Annotated in this window: 7 protein-coding genes and 1 pseudogene; 4 read left to right on the top strand and 4 right to left on the bottom strand. The window is 30.1% G+C overall.

Annotation, left to right across the window (positions count from 1 at the left end; genetic code table 11):
- Positions 1–1,024 precede the first annotated feature (1,024 nt).
- The 4 genes and pseudogenes from prlC to mfd all read right to left on the bottom strand — a co-directional run.
- Positions 1,025–3,061, bottom strand: coding sequence for an oligopeptidase A (gene prlC / locus A35E_RS02520; protein ID WP_014889116.1), 2,037 nt, complete (start codon positions 3,059–3,061; stop codon positions 1,025–1,027).
- Positions 3,062–4,238: 1,177 nt separating this feature from the next.
- The gene (gene serS / locus A35E_RS02515; RefSeq protein ID WP_014889115.1) at positions 4,239–5,546 is read right to left on the bottom strand and encodes a serine--tRNA ligase; all 1,308 of its coding nucleotides are present in this window, start codon (positions 5,544–5,546) and stop codon (positions 4,239–4,241) included.
- A 1,651-nt stretch (positions 5,547–7,197) separates the two neighbouring features.
- On the bottom strand, positions 7,198–7,809 hold the full coding sequence (lolA, locus tag A35E_RS02510) for an outer membrane lipoprotein chaperone LolA (protein ID WP_014889114.1): 612 nt from the start codon (positions 7,807–7,809) through the stop codon (positions 7,198–7,200).
- A gap of 1,010 nt (positions 7,810–8,819) precedes the next feature.
- Positions 8,820–11,454, bottom strand: a pseudogene (gene mfd, locus A35E_RS02505) (transcription-repair coupling factor); the annotation flags it as partial.
- 1,017 nt (positions 11,455–12,471) lie between these two features.
- Here mfd and lolC point away from each other — a divergent pair.
- The 4 genes from lolC to pepN all read left to right on the top strand — a co-directional run bounded on the left by lolC (position 12,472) and on the right by pepN (position 20,484).
- Positions 12,472–13,665, top strand: a complete 1,194-nt coding sequence (gene lolC / locus A35E_RS02500) for a lipoprotein-releasing ABC transporter permease subunit LolC (protein WP_014889112.1) — start codon at positions 12,472–12,474, stop codon at positions 13,663–13,665.
- Complete coding sequence (gene lolD / locus A35E_RS02495; protein WP_014889111.1) at positions 13,658–14,341, top strand: lipoprotein-releasing ABC transporter ATP-binding protein LolD; 684 nt, start codon at positions 13,658–13,660, stop codon at positions 14,339–14,341. The genes lolC and lolD overlap by 8 nt, the downstream gene beginning before the upstream one ends.
- Position 14,342: 1 nt before the next feature.
- A complete protein-coding gene (lolE, locus tag A35E_RS02490) occupies positions 14,343–15,605 on the top strand; it encodes a lipoprotein-releasing ABC transporter permease subunit LolE (protein WP_014889110.1) in 1,263 nt (420 codons plus the stop codon).
- Positions 15,606–17,865: 2,260 nt separating this feature from the next.
- Positions 17,866–20,484 (top strand): aminopeptidase N, encoded by a 2,619-nt coding sequence (gene pepN, locus A35E_RS02485; RefSeq protein WP_014889109.1) that lies wholly within the window; start codon positions 17,866–17,868, stop codon positions 20,482–20,484.
- Positions 20,485–21,564 lie beyond the last annotated feature (1,080 nt).

Below are 21,564 nucleotides of genomic sequence, written 5' to 3'. Positions count from 1 at the left end.
GATAGATCAACGTAGTATTATTGAGCAATTATTATGCTTTTTTTACTACCCAGTAGCTTTTTTTATAAGTTGCATTTATAAGTGAATACATATATTCATAATCTAATCGTCACTTCAAGAGCTAGGAGCTCATATAAAAATTAAAATAAGAACTTAGTCTATTTATAACATATATTTTAAGTAATTCTATGTTTTTAATCATAAAACTAGATTAGCAGGAAAATATTATATAATTATATAAACTAAAAAAACACTTAAACGAGGTTGTAATTTTTTTAGTTAATTTAGATACATATTTTAGTATATCTTATTATATAGCACATATTTAGTATTTTTTTATATTTAAGATAATTTTGTAAGAAATATTATCTAATTTAGAAAATTAAATTAAAATTACTACTAAATAATTATTGTATAAAACAGTTTGTTTTCCATGAAAATGATCTATCCATATTAGGATTATACATCGTGGCGTTATATGGGTAGATTTTAAAATTTTATATCAAAATATATGATAGATTATACCGTAGAAGTTTGTAGTATAAATTGAGATATAAGTAAAGACTATGTAATCAATAATGCGATCTAAACTAACGTTTTATTTGTATTGATTACACGTAACTTTATTAATCGAAATACATCATATTAGGTGGAATATATAAAATATATAAATATTATTGAGAATAAAAAATTTTTTCTTTATATCAATTATCCATCTGATATTAATAAGAACAATGCTCAATTTTTCAAAATCAATGACAATATAGAGAAAAAAATACTTGTTATTTATTGTCAGAATTTAATGAATAATATCATAATTATGATAAAATTTATTAATAATTATATTATTATATATATGAATATATTTTATTATATAAAAATATTTTAAGGAAGACAATTTATTGTCTCTTGAACAATAAAATGCATTCTTCCTTATTTTAATCTCACTATTTTCAATAAAATTTAGGATTTTATGGAAATCAATGCTCGAGATGTAAAACTCCTATTTTATTGCTTTATATATTTAAAACCCATAATGTTTAAGCATAGAATCTATTCGTGGCTCACGTCCTCGAAAACGAGAAAACAACACCATTGGATCTTCAGATCCACCTTGAGAAAGAAATATGTCGAGAAATGCTTTTCCAGTATTTCGATTAAAAATACCTTCTTCCAAGAACCGTGACCAAATATCTGCAGATAGAACTTCGGCCCATAGATAACTGTAATATCCAGCGGCATATCCACCTGAAAAAATATGGGTAAAAGTATTGGGAAATCTCCCCCATGTTACTGTTGGAAAAATTCCTACCTGTGTTTTTACTTGTTCCCACAATTCAAACAAACGTACATTTTGGCCAGATTGGTATTCAGAATGTAGGCGGAAGTCTAATAGCGCACATTCAAGTTGACGAAGAAGAAAAAACGCTGTTTGATAGTGTTTTGCTGCAAGCAATTTATTTAATATATTTTTAGGTATAGGTTCTTCTGTTTCATAATGGCTGGAAATCAATGTTAGAGCTTCAGGTTGCCAGCAATAATTTTCCATAAATTGACTAGGTAACTCTACAGCATCCCAAGGAACGCCGTTAATACCGGATACCCCAGGGGTTTCAATACAAGTTAGTATGTGATGCAATACGTGACCAAATTCATGAAAAAGTGTAATAATTTCCTTATGGGTAAATAAGGTCGGGTTGCCACTTATCGGGCGGTTGAAATTACAAGTAAGATAGGCGACCGGTTTCTGAAGTTCTCCATTTCCTTTGCGAATCATACTAACACATTCGTCCATCCAAGCACCACCACGCTTATTATTTCGGGTATATAAATCCAAATAAAAACTACCACGAATTTCATTTAGATGATCATATACATCGAAAAAGGTAACATGGGGATCCCAGATGTCTACATTAATACGCTTTTTAACGGTAATACCGTAGATGCGATTGACAATCTCAAACAACCCGTTAATGACTTTAGTTTGAGGAAAGTAAGGGCGAAGTTGTTCATCATTTATTGAAAATAAGTATTGTTTTTGTTTTTCGCTATAATAAGGAACATCCCATGGGTTTAAGGTGTCAAGATCAAAGTTAGTTTTTATAAAAGTTTTCAATTGTTCTAACTCTTCTTTTCCCTTAGGCTTTACTCGACTAGCTAAATCATTTAAAAAGCATAGTACTTGTTTTGGATCTTTCGCCATTTTATTTACTAAAGATTTTTCAGCATAATTTTTAAATCCTAATAATTGAGCTAATTCATGACGCATATTCAGAATATCAGACATAATAGGACCATTATCCCATTTTCCTCCATTAGGACCACAGTCAGAAGCTAGGGTGTTATAAGCGCGATAACACTCTTCACGCAGATTGGCGTTATCGCAATAAGTGATAACCGGTAAATAGCTTGGAATGTCGAGTGTTAATAACCAACCTTCTAATTTGTGAGTATCTGCTTGAGCGCGTGCAATCGATAAAGCACTTTCAGGTATGCCAGCTAGCGTTTTTTTGTTTGTTATGAGTTTACTCCAACCCATCGTAGCATCTAATACATTATTGCTATAGATTGAACTAAGTTCAGATAATCGAGAAACAATTTCTCCATAACGTTGTTTTTGTATTGTAGGTAGATCAATGCCCGATAATAAAAAATCTCGCAAGGTATTATCTATGGATTTTTTTTGCGATATCGTCAGCGTTATGTAGTGATAACTATTACGCAATTGGCGATAAGCTTGGTACAACTCATAATGTTGTCCTATCCAAGTGCTATATTCAGATAATAAAAATAGGCTTTCTTTGTAGGATTCACGCAATTCTCTGCTATGTTTAACCGAATTTAAATGAGAGATAGTTGACCAAATCCGATGAAAATTATTATCTATATCCGCTAATGGCTGGCAGAGACTGTTCCAGGTAAAAGAACCCGGTTGTGCTATAACACTTGTAACATTATCCTGGCAATTTTTTAAAGACGTTTTCACTGCTGGGACGACGTGCTCCGGACGAATGCTAGAAAAGGGAGGTAAGAGAAAAGATGTTAGTAATGGATTACTCATAGCGGAGTCCTAGGGTAGGGTGGAAATAACCAGGTTAAGATAAGAAGCAATAACAGAAAAATAAATGATAATATATCCTTAACATAGGTTTTTAAAATGTAAAGATTTTCTTTATAAATAAGATTTTTTTATAAATTATAGCCTTGAGACGAGCAAATCCTAATGTTTCTTTCACAATCTGATCCCTCTTTTTATAAAAATGTTAATAAATTGCAATTAATTATAGTTGTTTTATTTAATACAATTAAAAATAATTACAAAGATTATTACTAAGAAAATTAGCAGTGAGTAACTGTTTCACAAATATAAAAATTAAATATTTTACAGTTGGTTCGTGTTTTTTTTCTAATATAGCTATTAATGAATATTTAGACGATCTAGAGAGTTTTTTTGGGGGGGGGTAGGTTAATTTTATATTCTCTTTTATTAAAAATTTTAGTAAAAGTTTAGATGACTCAATATAAAAATAAGGAAATAGTATCAAAGAAAATTAGAAGTATTTTATTTAGTAAAATTATCTTTTTATTAACGGAATAAGATGAAAAATCTTTTACGATTAGAAATAAAAGAAACAAATTTTATTGTTTTATAAAACTAAAAAAAATCAATTTAATACATGTAGTATTTATATTAGTATGTAATTACTGTAACTTTTACAAGACAGTTTTTTCGTTGTTAATGTATTGACTAAAAACTAGATAAGCAATGATTTGATAACAAGAATACTCAAAAGTCTATTTGAGAATCTCAAAAAAAATAAAAGCTATATCTATCATATTACTCTTAAGATATATATAAACGAATTTGGTTTTTTATAATATGTAAAACAAGTGTTTAAGATTTAACTAAGACTTAAATTAACAAAAAATAATATACTAAAAACTAAGTAATCCATTTCTTATTTAACTATTATTAACAATAATTTTATTAGAGAAGAAAAAAATGGTTGTTACAGTTATTTTATAAAATAAATCTAGTTTTAGATTAAATGTTATAATCTATTTAAGATGTTATGTCTTTTTATTTAAAGTAAAAAAAACAGTGTGGTATTGTTGAAAATACTATTTAATTAGTTGAATCTATTAAAATAAATCAAATAAGTCGTATTTTCTCTACATCAAGTTTATCACTAATTCCGAATGAAATGCACGTTCTTTTTAGGTGAGGTAAATAAAATTTATATGGAATTGTTTGTATTTATATGATGTAAACCTTGCATATAAGGCTGTAATACTTTTGGTATTGTTATGCGACCGTCGGGAAGCTGATGATTTTCTAATATAGCTATAAGTGTACGCCCAACTGCTAAACCGGAACCATTTAGAGTATGTAATAATTGTAGTTTTTTATTTATCCGATTACGATAGCGGGTTTTCATTCGTCGTGCTTGAAAAGACCCCATATTAGAACATGAAGAGACTTCACGATAAGTATTTTGAGTAGGCAACCATACTTCTAAATCATAGGTTTTACAAGAAGCAAAACCCATATCACTAGTACATAATAACACTTTTCGATATGGAAGATCCAGTAGTTGAAGTATTTTTTTTGCATGACTAGTCATCTCTTCTAACGTTTGCATTGACTGTTCTGGCTGCACTAACTGTACCATTTCTACTTTATCAAATTGATGCATTCGAATAAGACCTCTACTATCACGCCCGTAAGAACCAGCTTCTGTTCGGAAACATGGTGTATGAGCAGTAATTTTAAGCGGTAATTGATCTTCTTCGAAAATTTTATCTCGCATTAAATTAGTCAATGGAACTTCTGCTGTTGGAATAAGAGTATAAGTGATATTTTTTTTGCTTTCATTAAGAGATGTAGTGTGGAATAGATCTTTGGAGAATTTTGGTAACTGTCCTGTACAGTATAGGGATGTCTGATTAACAAGATAAGGTACATAATATTCCACATAACCATGCTCTTGAGTATGCAGGTCTAACATAAATTGGGTTAAGGCTCGGTGTAATTGAGCTACTTGACCACGCATTACTATAAATCGTGCACCAGTAAGCTTAATAGCTGCAGAAAAATCAAAGCCACCTGTAAGATTTCCAAGTTCCACGTGGTCACGAATAGGAAAATCGTATTTTCGGGGTTTTCCCCAACGAGAAATCTCTCTGTTGTCATTTTCATTAATTCCTTCCGGTACATCGTCGTCAGGGATATTAGGTAGAGAAAGTACATACTCTTGAATTTGTTGTTGTAGAGCTTTTAATTCAGTTTTAGTAGACTGTAATTGATTAGCTAATCGATTAAGATCTACTCGTAGTAACTCAACATCTTCTCCTCGGGATTTTGCATGAGCGATTACTCTAGAGCGAGTATTACGTTCAGCTTGAAGCTTCTCGGTTTTTATCTGCAGTATTTTACGCAGTTGTTCTTTTTCCTGTAATCTTTTTACATCTAATGTAAATTTTCGACGTGCTAATTTTCTAGCAACTACGTCCATTTTATTGCGAAGTAGATTGGGATCAAGCATACTATTCCCCTCCCTATGATTATCTATGTATTTTGAGTAACCTAAACTCTTTTTTAAAAAAGAGTAAGGTTATATATTTTATGGATTTTTTAACAACTTTGTCATAATATTATAATGATCGGTAGTGTTTTATTGACTTCACTTTATTGCATTAAGTGATATTTTTCTCCTACTAGTTAGATAGTATGTATTTTAATTTAGTTAGTAACTAGTGTATTACTCATTAATACTTAACTAATTAATTTACCTATGTTACCAAGTAACAGTTAGATAAGATCTTATTGTATACTCATACTTAATCGGTAACAGTTATCATTAACATGATTTTTTGCTTATATTTAATATCAGTGCTTTTAAGATTTGATACAGCATATTCATTCTCAGCAATAACTGCTTCGTATAATAGACTATTTGTTTACTATTATTTTTTTATAATTAATTTTACAATTTTATATTGTAACAACTATTTTTAGATTATTGATATAAATAGATTATTTAAATTTAACTAGTAAAATTTTCACGTAATCGAAATATGAGAGTATTAGTAATAACACGTTTATTGTATTTTTTACATCGTGTTATTAGAGACTACTCTATGAATAGATTAATAAATTCAAGGAAATAGTGGATATAAAAAATTTCTTAAAAAAATGTTATTTTATAGATTCTAAATTAGTTTAATTAGAGCGGTAATATTGTGTTAATTAATATAATATAGAGCTAACAGGAAAATAAATTGGATATCTTCTTTTAGTTTTTTTATTAAACAAGTTAAAAATTAAAATTATTAGTGAAAATTTATACTAATAAAACTTTTTTTACACAAGGTTTATCATATTATTCACGGTATGATTTCTATTTATATCTTATGGAAGTAACTTATTTGTGGCGTTTCTTGATTAAAATATATTGTTTTTTATGTTTCACATATACGATATTTCTATTTGTCCCAACTAATCATTTAGCATAACTATGTTAATAAATTACGACTAGCTTTATTGTGTTTATAGTTTCTTATTTTTTTTTGATTTAAATTGTCTGCTCTTACTTGTTTTTAATACCAATTAATTTGATTAGGTTTAAAAAATTTTACTAAGATTAAAATAGAATAAAGTATATTGCAGTCTTCTGTGGAAGCGGATTGCATTATAGAAATATTATTTCTTTAGTGTAATTAAATAAACTAGTTTACATATTTTTAATAAATATGTTTTAAGCTTTATTCATTAGACAAACTTCTAATGTTTATGAAAAATTTAAGTATACATTTAACATTATTAGCTATTTTTTTTAAACTTCTATTTAAAAATAATCGAGTTTTTTTGAACATCGGATTTGTGTTGTCTTCTTTAAATACTTAAGTTTGATATGAATGGAGCAGTTGTCTCTTCACTATTCTAATAAGTTATAGTCATTAAAATCATAAAATTAATTATAACCTCTAGTGTTTTATTAAATACTTTTAACGGAGTGTAGTATTTTACCAAAAATGATTATGATGAAGTTGTTGTTTTCAGGATTTCAATAGTAATTTATTTATTAACAACAAATATATCTTTGATGAGTTAGTTTGCTCGATGAAGTTTACAATTTATATTATTATTTACTTACTCATAACTAGAGTTATATAGAATAGTTTTCTATAAAAAACTTAATGACGCTGATCGTCTAAAATTACCCCTTTTGGTGGTACGAATTGAAATTGACTATTATCTATGTAACGAATTTGCTGACTATGAAGTTGATAAGAGATATGCTGATTGTTAGTTTCTATGGTATCGAAATAGTCAACAATACCATTGTTTCTTACATTAATAGTGATTTTTTTTAATTTATTGCTATTTTTTTTTGGTATTAATACAAAATTATCACCTTTTTTATCCACATTGTACTGATCCCAATCAAATGTATTGTTACAAGTTATTAAAATAAAAGGTGTTTTTTCGATTATATCCTTGATCGAATAAGCAGTGACCTGTTCAAAAAAAGAATTATAATACCATAGTGTATTGCCGTCACAGACCAAAATGCTATCATTCGGTTTTATCATCTTGCAACTAAACAGATTAGGTCGTTTTATCCATAATTTTCCTTCTCCTTCTTGAATTAAGGTTCCTTTAGCGTTCATCACTCGTTGAATAAAGATGGCATGAAAATTATTTAAATGATTCAGGCGATTTTTGAGTACATCTGCATGATCAGCTAATGCAGTAGGTGCTACAATGGCGCTAAACAGACAAACGGTGATAAGCCTTTTGTTCATTTTGCATTCCTTAAAACAATCTGTAATAGCTTGAAGTAACATTTTAAGCTATAAAAAATAAAATAAATCTTACCATAAACTATAAAAAATGGAATATATATTCTATAAGGCTATTTTAATTTATATATTATTTTATTCTTAATCTGACTTAAGAAGTATATTTCTTTAAAACAAAATTCATATTATAATTTTTTATTTAATTAGCTAATGAATAATTATTTCATGAGTTTTTACTTACAGAATTAGATTATTATTAGTAATAATATTGAAATTAATATTATATTTAAATAATATAATTTTATCGACTAAAACATTACTCAATATCTATTTAAAAAATATACTAATTAATATCATCATGGATGGTTTTGATCTTGAATATGCGTTAATTATAAACTCATCGTCACTTTTTTATTGTCTTAAACATTTTCTTTAATTTCATAGAAACCCCTAAGATCATTGTATTTATAATTGAGTTGTTGAAATGATAGGTACCTAATATACTGATTTATAAATTATTGATTTTATATTTCTTAAATATACTCAAGAGGGCCAGTGGGGAGGTGGTTTACCGATTGTCAGTTGAATGTGTCCAAATTTTTTAAAAGAGTTGTCTTTTTGAAGATGAGTCATTTTTTCGTCTTTAATTAATGAGTGAAGTGGATAACTTAAATATTCTATGAGAATAGAATAGAATTAACAGAAATTTATAAAAATTTACATGATAATTTTTTAAAAAAAATGACTTTATCAAAAAAAACAAGAAATAGAAACTTATTTCTAAATTTTAGTGGGGTAATTAAGCTTGCTTGGATTATTTTTTTAAGGATAAAAATCACGATGGATCGTGCCATTTTTTTTAGATTTGTTATTCTATTTAGTAATAAAATTTCTTAGTAAGTTTACTATATACATTTAAATATTATTAAAAATATGAATTTATATATTGAAATTAAACAATTATTTTTTCAGCAACATGAAATGAATATAGATTTATCTAAAAAATACATATTTTAATTATTACACATATTCTCCAGAAGTGCTTGTAAAAGGCTATCAATATAGTCTAGTCGTGTGTTGCTGTTTTCTAAGTTACATATAAATTTTAATCGTGTTGGTCCGTCTAATCGATAAGTTTTTGGCTCACGTGTTAGAAGAGAAAGAATATAATTAGGATCGACGCGATTATTTCGACTGAATTCAATAAATCCTCCTGTATTATTACTTTCAATGCGCCGGATTCCAAGATTGTTCGCCTGTAACCGCAAACAGCCTATTGAAAGTAGATGTTGTGCTGGTTTGGGTAATAAACCAAAACGTTCAATTAGCTCCACTCTCACATCTTCAATGGTAGATTGCTTAGTAGCGCTAGCAATGCGCTTATATAATAACAGACGTGTATTTACGTCAGGAATATATTCTTCTGGGAGTAATGCTGGAATTCGAAGTTCCATTTCGGTTGTCTGTTGAGTAAAATCTCCTAAAGAGGGTTCACGGCCAGATTTTAGTGCATTTACTGCATTTTCAAGAAGATCCATATACAAAGAAAAACCAATTGTTTCAATTTGACCACTTTGGCCTTCTCCTAATAGCTCACCTGCCCCTCGAATTTCTAGATCATGAGTCGCTAATGAAAATCCATCTCCTAGATCTTCTAGTGCAGAAATTGCTTCTAAACGTTTACGAGCGTCTTGACTTAGTGCTTGTAAAGGAGGAGTTAAGAGGTAAGCATAAGCTTGATGATGAGAACGCCCAACTCGACCCCGTAATTGATGTAATTGAGCCAATCCAAAGTGATCAGCTCTTTCGATAATAATAGTATTAGCATTAACAATATCAATGCCGGTTTCAATAATAGTGGTACATACTAATAGATTAAAACGTTGATGATGAAAATCATTTATCACCCGCTCTAATTCACGTTCATTTAATTGGCCATGAGCAATAGAAATATGCGCTTCTGGAATAAGTACTTTTAAACGTAGAGCTGCTTTCTCAATTTTTTCCACATCATTGTAAAGATAATAAGCTTGTCCACCACGCAGAATTTCGCGGAGAATAGCTTTACGTACCACGAGGTCATCATATTCCTGAACAAATGTTTTTACTGCTAGTCGCCGTGCTGGAGGGGTTGCGATAATAGAAAGATCACGCATACCGCTTATAGCCATACTTAAAGTACGTGGAATGGGAGTAGCGGTGAGGGTGAGAATATCAACATCGGTACGCATAGATTTAATACGTTCTTTTTGACGAACTCCAAAACGATGCTCTTCGTCGATAACTAGTAAACCTAAATCGTTCCATTTGATATTTTTTTGTAAGAGCTTATGAGTTCCTATTAAAATATCTATTTGACCTTTAGCGGTATGTTCCAGAACTTGCATTTGATTTCGGGCGTTGCGAAAGCGAGAAATCATCTCAATCCGCGCAGGCCAATTAGCAAATCGCTCACGAAAATTATCAAAATGCTGCTGTGCTAATAAAGTAGTTGGAACGAGAACAGCTACTTGTTTTTTATTTTCTATTGCTAAAAAAGCAGCACGCATTGCTACTTCTGTTTTGCCAAATCCAACATCGCCACAAACTAGGCGGTCCATAGCTAATGGTTGGGTCATATCGTTTATAACTGCGTTAATTGCTTGCAATTGATCTGTAGTAGGGTTGAAAGGAAATTCATCACAAAATAATTGATATCTATGTTGATTTTTGAAAAACGCAAAACCGTGTTTTACAGCACGTTTGGCATAAATATCTAACAGATCCGCAGCTACGTCTCGTACTCGATCTGCTACTTTTTGCCGTGCTCGAGTCCATGTATCTCCACCAAGTTTATATAACGGTGCGTGTTCATCAGGACCACCTCTATATCGGCTAATAAGGTGTAGAGAGGAAACTGGAACATAAAGTTTGTCATTCCCGGCATAAACAAGAATAACATATTCGGCTTTAATTCCTCCTGCTTCTAGGGTAGTCATGCCACCATATCTACCCACTCCGTGTTCTAAATGAACCAGTGGTTGCCCTTTATGTAATTTAGCCAAATCACCTATTAACGTATCGGTGTTAATCGAATATCTATTACTCTGATAAGTAAGATGGGTCACTTGTTCGCCTAAAAGATCATTTTCGCAGATTAGAGCCCTAGCATGTAGAGTATCAATAAATCCGTATTTACTATCCCCAATAATAAGATAAATGCCAGGTATGGTAGCTTCATCAAGCTTCTTAATTAGTGTCGGCAAGAGTTTAATTTTAGCTAGCTTTAACTCTAAGCTTTCTTTTTGGGTTTCGGTTTGCACAGAAAAAATTATAGAACCTTTAAATTCTCGACAAAACTGGCTCAATTTTTTCATAGAAACTGTGTTTTCTTCTACTATCGATACATCTGGAAGTGGTTGGTAATCCATGTTGTAGTGGTTTGCTTTTTTAGGGAGCATTTTTATACTAAATTGCACTTGTGTCCAATGTTTAAGTTCAGAAAATTAGGATATCTGTCTTCAACCAAAGTGCTTTAGGTTGCAACAATGATTGATAGGGGGGGGAGTTAAAGGGCGTTGTGTAGAACTATTCTTTCACATTGCCCCAAAACTGATATACGCTACTTTCAAGATCACTGATATTAACTACCAAGGTAGTTTCCGGAAGATTAAGTATAGAGCTACTAGACGTTTATTAAAAAATGTTTACCAATGTTCTATGTCTGTTGAAGAGTCTCCTTGTTTACTTCTTAATAAGTATAAGCTGAGTCGAGAAGTATATTAAATCGATGGCTCTATTGCATATGAAAAAATCTGTGGTGACTTTAATATTTGAGAAATTCATCTGTCGGTGGCAAATTAAAAGAATTGACTCCCTGAAATATCCTTTGAGTAGCAAGATTGCAAATATACGGGTTGTTTATTCTGTCTTTTAAAAATTCAATCTGCTCAAATGCTACATTTTTAAAAAAATAAATCTACTAATGAGTCGCAGATAGCGAGTTCACATTTTTTTCAAAATCTGAAAATTATTTCGATAGCCCACCTTATTGATTTTGTATGAACTGTTTTTTTTTAAATAGATTTTGTCTTCAGTTATTAGCTAATACATAACGATATAAAAAGTATTTGGATAAAAATTCTCACATTAAGGTTTTTACAAAAAGAATAACAAGACCCCTTACTAGCAAAGGGGATTTGATAAATAGTAGCTATCCTATCAGAAATAATATCTTGGTGGGGAGAAAAGCCTAATATAAGGAAAGGATTTTCAACCGGAAGGATTAATATTCGATAACGACTAAATTGTAAAATCTTATGACGCAGTTATAACTTTGTTTATCTGGATTAATAAGAAGAACTAGTTTGGAATAATAATCGACGATGTATAAGATTTACAGAGTAGTAAAAATCTGATCAAGAATCATTTTTTTAGCAGCTTGATTTAGTAGGTATAACAACCATACGTGATGATAGTGCTATACTAATAAATCTTTTTTTTATTTTCATGAGAATACCATAGGTGATGGCTTACCTATAGAATACTATGGCGACGAAAATAATCCCTTAAAAATCTATCTTTTTTTGCAAAATTCTAACTTACTAAAAATACTTTTGAAATTTCATGCGACACTTTATTATCTTTTATTAATGTTTATTGCAACCACGTTAAGATGGAAAATTAATGTATCAACCTGTTGTCTTATATATTGGGATGCGTTACGTTCTTGGAAGAGGAGCAGATCGCTTTTTTCGAGTGATATCGTGGTTTTCTACGATAGCTATTACTTTTGGTGTGATGGCGATAATTACTGTATTATCGGTAATGAACGGTTTCGAGCATGAATTGGAAAGTAAGATTCTTGATTTTATACCTCATGCGTTATTAACTACCTCTTATGGACATATAGATTCTCACTATATACCCGACGTAATTAAAGACACGTTTTTAGGCATTACACCGATAACTGTTGGTGATATAGTAATACAAAGCACTCGTGGTCTCTCAATTGGAGTGATGCTTGGAGTAAATCCAAAAGATCCCGAGCCGTTAGCCTCTTATGTTGTAGAGGGATGCTTGAATAACCTTATACCTGGGCAATACAGGGTAATTTTAGGAAATGAGCTTGCGGCTATACTTGGAGTTAAATGTTGTGATAAGGTAAGATTGATATTTCCTGGTGCTAACCAATTTACAGCAATAGGAAGAATCCCAAATCAAAGACTGTTTACAGTAATTGGGATTTTCTCCGCTAAAAGTGAAGTAGATTGCTATCAACTCCTTGTTAATCAAAGTGATGCATCACGCCTTATGGGTTATCCTTCCGGGTATATTAGTGGTTGGAGGTTGTGGTTAGAGAAGCCCTTATCGGTAGATAAAATAAATACCCAATTACTTCCAGGTGGTTTAGTTTGGAAAGATTGGCGTGAACGTAAAGGTGCATTATTTCAAGCAATGCGATTAGAAAAAAACATAATGAGTTTATTATTAAGCCTCATCGTAGGAGTGGCAGCGTTTAATATTCTTACCTCAGTAGGACTTTTTGTTATAGAAAAAAAATCTGAAATAGCGATTTTGCAGACTCAAGGGCTTACTCGTAGACAGGTGATGTTAATTTTTATTATTCAAGGAAGTATAACAGGTATTATCGGTGCATTTTTAGGGACTACTATTGGAATATTAGTTGCTACTCATATAAACCGACTGATACTAATCTTTGAAGTATTAATTGATGGACGTGCACTACCAGTTGTTATTGAACCTTTACAGGTAATAACGATCATGCTATCAGCTATGCTATTAGCAATTATTGCCACTATCTATCCCTCTTGGTACGCTGCAACTATTTATCCTGCTGAGGCTTTACGTTATGTGTGATATTCCTTTATTACAGTGCATTCAACTTCAAAAGTGTTATCAAGAAGGTGGTCTTTACACCAATGTGTTACGTAACGTCAATTTCAAACTGGAGTTTGGAAAAATGATGGCAATTGTGGGTAGTTCCGGTTCTGGAAAAAGCACGTTGTTACATATTTTGGGGGGGTTAGATAAACCAACAAGTGGAAAGGTAATTTTTGAAGGGCAAGTATTGCATACGCTTTCATCATCTACGCGTGCAGTGTTGCGTAATCGTAGGATGGGATTTATTTATCAATTTCATCATTTATTGGCAGACTTTACTGCATTAGAAAATGTGGCAATGCCGCTACTCATTGGTGGGATCTGCTCTATAGAAGCTCGAGAGAGAGCTTGGAAAATATTAGCTACCCTAGGTTTAGAGAAACATAGTTATAATCAACCTGCAGAACTATCTGGAGGTGAACGACAGCGGGTAGCGATCGCACGTGCGCTGGTAAATCGTCCAGCGTTAGTATTGGCTGATGAACCTACCGGAAATCTTGATTATAGGAATGCTAATAATATTTTTGATCTTCTTTCTAAGCTGAATGTAGACCACGGAACTGCTTTCCTAATTGTAACCCATGATCTATATTTAGCAAAGCGATTAGACTATCAATTAGAAATGCGAGACGGAGTCTTGTTAAGAAAATAGGATGAACATCCCTCTCTCGTTGCGGATTGCAATCCGTTTCTGCTACGGACAGCAGAAGGGATTTATGTTATCATTGGTTTCAGTTATCTCAGTTATGGGTATCGGTCTTGGTGTATGTGTTCTTATTGTTGGTTTAAGCGCTATGAATGGATTTAATCGAGAATTAAATAATCGAATATTATCAATTATTCCACACGGTCAAATTGAACCAATAAATCCACCATTTTTTGATTGGAAAGAAGCTTTAAAGCGAATTAAACAGTTACCTGGAATCCTTGGTGTTTCTCCTTATCTAAATTTTAGTGCGTTAGTTGAGTATAATAATAAATTTCAAGCTGTTGAAATAAAAGGAATTCAACCCGAAATAGAAATAAAGTTAAATAGTTTTCATTGCTATTCTCAGGAAAATGCTTGGACTCACTTTCATAGCGGTCAACAAAAGATTATTTTAGGGGGTGGGGTCGCTAATACGTTAAAAGTTAAGGCTGGTGACTGGGTTACGATCATCACTCCAAATAATAATTCGACAAGAAGTCTCGTACTACCTCAACATATCCAATTACAAGTCAGCGGGATTTTATCTATAAAAAGCCATTTAGATCAAAATATCGCAATAATCCCTCTAGAAGATGCTCAACATTACTTGCATCGTTATAATGATGTGGGTGGACTTGCTATAAAGGTAATAGATGTGTTTAATGCCGAAAAAATTGTACATGATGCAGGAGCAGTCATCCATAATACTGTAAAAATTCGTAGCTGGATCAGTACCCATGGCTATATATCTCGTGATATTCAAATAATACGTATAATTATATATATAGCAATGCTATTAGTGATAGGGGTTGCTTGTTTTAATATTGTTTCAATATTAGTTATGTCGGTAAATGATAAAAGAAATGATATAGCTATCTTACGTTCCCTTGGTGCTAAGGATGGTTTAATCACTAGTATTTTTATTTGGTATGGATTACTTGCTTCTTTAATCGGCAGTTTTTTCGGTGCGATATTCGGTGTGTTAACGGCTCTTAATTTAACAAAACTTGTTGAATTATTTGAATTATTTCTTGGTCAACAGTTATTGTCGAGTAATATTTACTTTATTGATTTTTTGCCTACGGAATTACATTGGGTAGATGTCAGTGTCGTCCTTATAACGGTAATCTTATTAACTTTATTAGCAAGTTGGTATCCGGCACGGCGTGCAAGTTGCATTGATCCTGTTAAAATATTAATCGGTCAGTTTTATTCTGATAAAAAATAGATGTAACATATAAATGTTTTAATAAATTGAATTTTTTAAGATAATATCTGATTAATGTCAGCTTTTTAATTAAAAGTGAATAAACTAATTAATTTAACTTTTTATAATGAATTGTTACTAAATGAGGTAATCATTTGTAGTTAGCTCAATATTAAAAATAAATAAGTTTATTAGTGTTTATGCTATTAAGTAATAAAAATATTTATTTTTAATTTTTTCATAATATTATTTTATTTTTAAGGTAATAAAACGATAAACCTCTTAATAAATAGCTAATTACCTAATATTTAATACTAGTAATAAAATTTCTATTAGATATAGCATCTGATTTTTTTTTAAATTATAGTAATATTTCTCTGATCTATTGTTATCTGATGGATTGGTTATTAAAATACTTAGAATTATTAACTAAATCTAATAAAACGTTATAGTTAAAATCTAATAGATTAAAAATCTTTAATTAAGGGTTGGTTTTTTTTATTTGATGTGTTTATTTACTAAATAATATTCTTGTTGTTGTCAACGTAACATTTACGTTTTTAAATAGAGCAAATTCGTGATTTTTTTAAAAAAAAATAATATTAACTATTAATTACACGATTTTTAGTTTTTATGGGATAGAATTTCCCTAAACATAGTTGATGTAAGTTTTATTTAATTTTTCTCACAAAACTGAACGAGTTAGAGTGAGTTTGTTTAGATTACTTAGTTCATAAGAAAGAAGTAACGCTATGATGTTTATGGAACTTGTTTCTATACACATTAATTAAAGTAATGCTATTTAAATTCATGTATCTGTTCTAAAAAACCGACTTATATCAACATTGTTATTAGTGTAAAGTGTATTTGCTTGGTTATATGTCAACGAATTCTATAATTAAACACTATTATTAATTGCTTTTAAATATCTCGGTATATTTTCTTTAAATTTTTTCTGAAACAACCGGAGATATTTTTTATATTTTGAACATATTTAAATTTTCTCACTCATATTCTTAACTTGTTTGGTTTATTTGATTTATACTTTCAAGATTTTTATTATATTTGTTCATTTTTATTGCGTAGAAAGCTTCTTTATTCTACAGGTATGTTAGATTTATACTTATATTTTATTGTTCTTGAAATGATTATTTATCATATAATATTTAAATCGAGGTCTATGGCCTAAACAATTATTTCTCATCATGTTGAATATTTTTATTCATGTTTCAGTAGTAAAGGTTAATATTTTAATAGTTATAGAAATTTATAGTATATGTTAATTTATCAATTACTGTTTGGAATTCAAGCATAAAGGTAAAGTATAACATAATAAAATGTTACTCTATGTGAGATCACTATTTTAAGTAATATTTATAATTAAATACAACACTTTTATCTTTAGAGTTTTTCTAGTGACAGTGATCATGCATTAAAACATATTGTTAATATATCTAGCAGTTTTATTATTTAGATAATGATCAGAGTTAACTTTAAAATGTACTGTGTTTTAGTGATTAATTGTAATTTAGTAAAATTTTTCATAATGGTTTATTCGTTTATTAGAGATATTAATGTAATATACAGTGTAGCTTTTTCTTGACTGGAGATGATGCATAGAAGTATAAACCGAAAAAATATATTTCTTATACAAGATAGATTGTATAATAATTACTTGAGCATACTTTTTTTAAAATAAATTTTCTATAATTAATTTATAATTATTGTTACAAGTTTAAATAACAAGACTTAACGTCACGTTACATGCGTTTATTTTAAAATAATAATTGAAAATTATAAAATTTTTCTATAGTTTTTAAAAGATCTAAGTCTGTATTAAAATAAATAATATTGTTAACTTTATAATATTATTAATGAGGTTAAAAAAAATAATTTATATACTAAAAAATATAAACTATCAACAAAAGATTAAAATTCTGTAGAATTTATATTCTAATGTAATCTCCTTAAGATTTAGAAAAAATCGTATTTTAAATTCCTAATTTAATCAATAATTAAAATTATAATATCAATCTTGTAAATATGCAGAAACTTGTTAAAAATTCACTTAAAACCCAGAATTTTTAAAAATATAAATTACATACTACATAAAAATAAGCAACCAAAAGCATATATTTATATATAAAATATGTTTTCATAGGAAAAAAAATAACTTATTAAACTATTTTAATAACTTTGTTTAGTTGACTTATGGCAATTCCCTCCCAATAGTCGATAGACTAAACTTTAGAGATTAATACTGATTCTAACAAGGTTTACTATGATGCAACAACAGAAAGAAAAGTATCGACATGATTATCGTGCTACTGACTATACTATTACTAATATTCATCTTGATTTTGATCTTAATGCCGATATTACTACGGTTACCGCAATCAGTACTGTTGTTCTTCAAGGAAAAGCCGGCACACCTTTAGTGCTTAACGGTAAAGATTTACGTCTTATAAACCTTCAGATAGATGGTAAAGAACCTACTCGTTATCGCTTAGAAGAAGATATTCTAATTATTGAGGAATTACCAAACACTTTTACTTTGACAGTAAAAACGCTGATTTATCCGAAAAATAATACTGCACTTGATGGACTGTATCTCTCTAAAAAAACCATTTGCACTCAATGTGAAGCAGAAGGTTTCCGCCATATTACTTTTTACTTAGATCGCCCAGATGTCTTGGCTCGCTTTACCACCCGCATCTTAGCAGATAAGAAACAGTATCCTTATTTGCTTTCCAATGGAAATCTTGTTAATTTCGGGGATACTGGTGAGGGGAAACATTGGGTGGTATGGGAAGATCCTTTTCCCAAACCCTCTTATCTATTTGCACTAGTTGCGGGAAATTTTGATGTGCTACAAGATAAATTTATTACCTGTTCTGGGCGAGAAGTGAAATTAGAAATATTTGTTGATTGCGGCAATTTAGAACGCGCGGATTGGGCTATGGCTTCCCTTAAACGTGCAATGCGGTGGGATGAAACTCGTTTTGGTTTTGAGTATGATTTAGATATCTATATGATAGTCGCAGTCGATTTTTTCAACATGGGGGCAATGGAAAATAAAGGGCTTAACATTTTTAATGCTAAGTATGTACTGGCTAGAATGGATACAGCAACTGATATAGATTATCTAAATATTGAACGGGTTATCGGTCATGAATATTTTCACAATTGGACTGGAAATCGTATTACTTGTCGTGATTGGTTTCAGCTTAGTCTAAAAGAGGGGTTAACGGTTTTTCGAGATCAGGAATTTAGTTCAGATATTGGGTCACGTGTTGTAAATCGAATCAATAACGTTCGTATCATGCGAAGTGAACAATTTGCTGAAGATGCTAGCCCGATGGCGCATCCTATTCGTCCAGATAAAGTAATTGAAATAAACAATTTTTATACTTTAACCGTATATGAAAAGGGTGCAGAGGTTATTCGGATGCTTCATACTTTACTTGGAGAAGAAAAATTTCAAGCAGGTATGCGTTACTATGTGTCACGTCATGATGGAAATGCTGTTACATGTGAAGATTTTCTGGTGTCTATGGAGGAAGCCGTAAAGATTGATTTAACGTTATTTCGTCGTTGGTATAGTCAGTCAGGAACACCATTATTAACTGTGCGAGATGATTATAATAATACACTCAACCAGTATACACTTTATGTCACACAAAAAACGTTACCTACCCTAGATCAACCAGAAAAAAAATCATTGCATATTCCATTAGATATTGAATTATACGATGTTCATGGAGCAGTCATTCCTCTTCAATATAATGGTGTGATGCTCAATAAAATATTAAATATAAATGAAAGTATACAGAGTTTTACCTTTGATCGAGTACCTTCACGTCCTATTCCTTCCCTATTAAGGAATTTCTCAGCACCGGTAAGGGTAGACTACCCTTATAGGGATAAAGAACTAATTACACTGATGCTTTTTTCTACTAATGATTTTTCTCGGTGGGATGCAACACAAAGCTTACTATCTATTTATGTTCGTTTAAATGTAACACTCTATCAAACAGGAAATTCACTAAATCTACCATTACATATTGTTGACGCCTTCCGTAAGATTTTATCTAATCCTGGATTAGATCCAGCATTGGTGGCAGAAATTATTATGCTACCAACTGAAAATGAAATGGCTAGTTGGTTTGATTGTGTGGATCCAATTGCTATTCATCATGTACGTAATGTACTAACAATTTGGATTGCAAATGAATTAAGAGATGAGTTTTTAACAGTTTACCGATCCAATCCTAGAGGTATATATCGGATCGAACATCGTGATATCGGGTTGCGCGCATTACGTAACTGTTGTTTGTATTATCTAGCTTTTGGGGATGAAAAGCTTGCAGTGCATCTTATTACAGAACAATATCATCAGGCAGATAATATGACAGATACGCTAGCAGCAATAGTAGCGGCAACAGCGGCACAACTACCTTGTCAAAATCAGCTACTAACTCAGTTTGATGATCGTTGGTATCAGGATGGTTTGGTTATGGATAAGTGGTTTAAAGTACAAGCTACTAGTCCAGCGCCGGATGTCCTGTATAAGGTGAAAACTTTACTTAATCATCGTTCTTTTAATCTTAAAAACCCAAACAGAGTTCGGGCTCTCATAGGAGCATTTTCTTCTAATAATCCAGCTGCATTTCATGAAGTTAACGGTAATGGATATGCGTTTTTAGTAGAGATTTTAACTGACTTAAATATTTATAATCCACAGTTATCTTCGATAATGGTTGAACCGCTCATAAGAGTAAAACGTTATAACTTAGAACGACAGAAATTGATGTATTCAGCTTTAGAAGATTTAAAAAATCTAGAAAATTTATCTGGTGATTTATTTGAAAAAGTAAGCAAAGCGCTCACCAAAGTATAAATTTTGTTGGGCATATAGCTCAGACGATTCTTCTTATAAAGACGATTTACGTTTCGTGTTGTTTGCCTTCTCTAACATAAGAGAAGTATATCTTGCGGGTACTTTTCAATAGTAGTAAATACTAGCATCTTAACATAACGAAGTTAATAAAGTATAAATTCAATGTTGTGGAAATATGTTGAGATACATTATTATAGGTATCTTTTTTTTACATATGAGAACATCTATTACGCAGACAAACAGTAGTAACCATGTGTATAAATACATATTAATTATTAATAAGAATTAAATTATTATTCATTATGTTTAATTAGATAATTTTATAACTTGCACTGGTATCGTATTTATCTTTACATCGGATTAAAGTTTTAAAAATTACTTCATGTAATGTTTTAACTCAGAATATAGAATATTTTTTAGTTATTAGGTTCTTACAAATTTCTCGCTGTTTTGAGAAGTTATTTTATTAAAATAAAGCGAAAATGTTAATATCATAGTAAGGTGTTAGTTTTTAAATAAAATTGAAGCATGATTTAATTTTATTGATTAATATTTTGTATTTAAATCAGTGGTTTATATTAAATATGGTGATTGTTGATAGTATGTTTGTTTTTTTATGAATCTTATTTATAAAAGCTAATAGGATCTTATCTTCATTCATATTCCATGAAATACGATTTCATCATGGACAACTTCATCTACATATAAACTTCTTTTATTATTTCTTTTTACAATCTTCAAATTTTTTTATAACAATGTTATTTCAATCTTTATATATCATATATAATCTCAATAATTTTATTATCAGTGATAATAAAATGTATCATATTATATGAGTTGATGTTTCTATTTATTATATTTTCTCAAAAAAATTAGAAAGTAATTTGATATATAATAATTAATATTATTCATAAAATATGATTGTTAAGTTTATTAACGATTCATCCCGATTAAAATTTGTATTTTAAATAAATATATTTATTATTGTAACTTTTCATCTAAAAATGTTAGATGTTAAAAATTATAATTAGACATTAAATACAACGCATTTTATTAAAAAATAGACAGTTAACTATTTTT

This window comes from secondary endosymbiont of Heteropsylla cubana, from assembly GCF_000287355.1.
Classification (GTDB): Bacteria; Pseudomonadota; Gammaproteobacteria; order Enterobacterales; family Enterobacteriaceae.
Note: the sequence above shows the minus strand (reverse complement) of the source record. Positions and strands in the feature narration are given on the sequence as shown.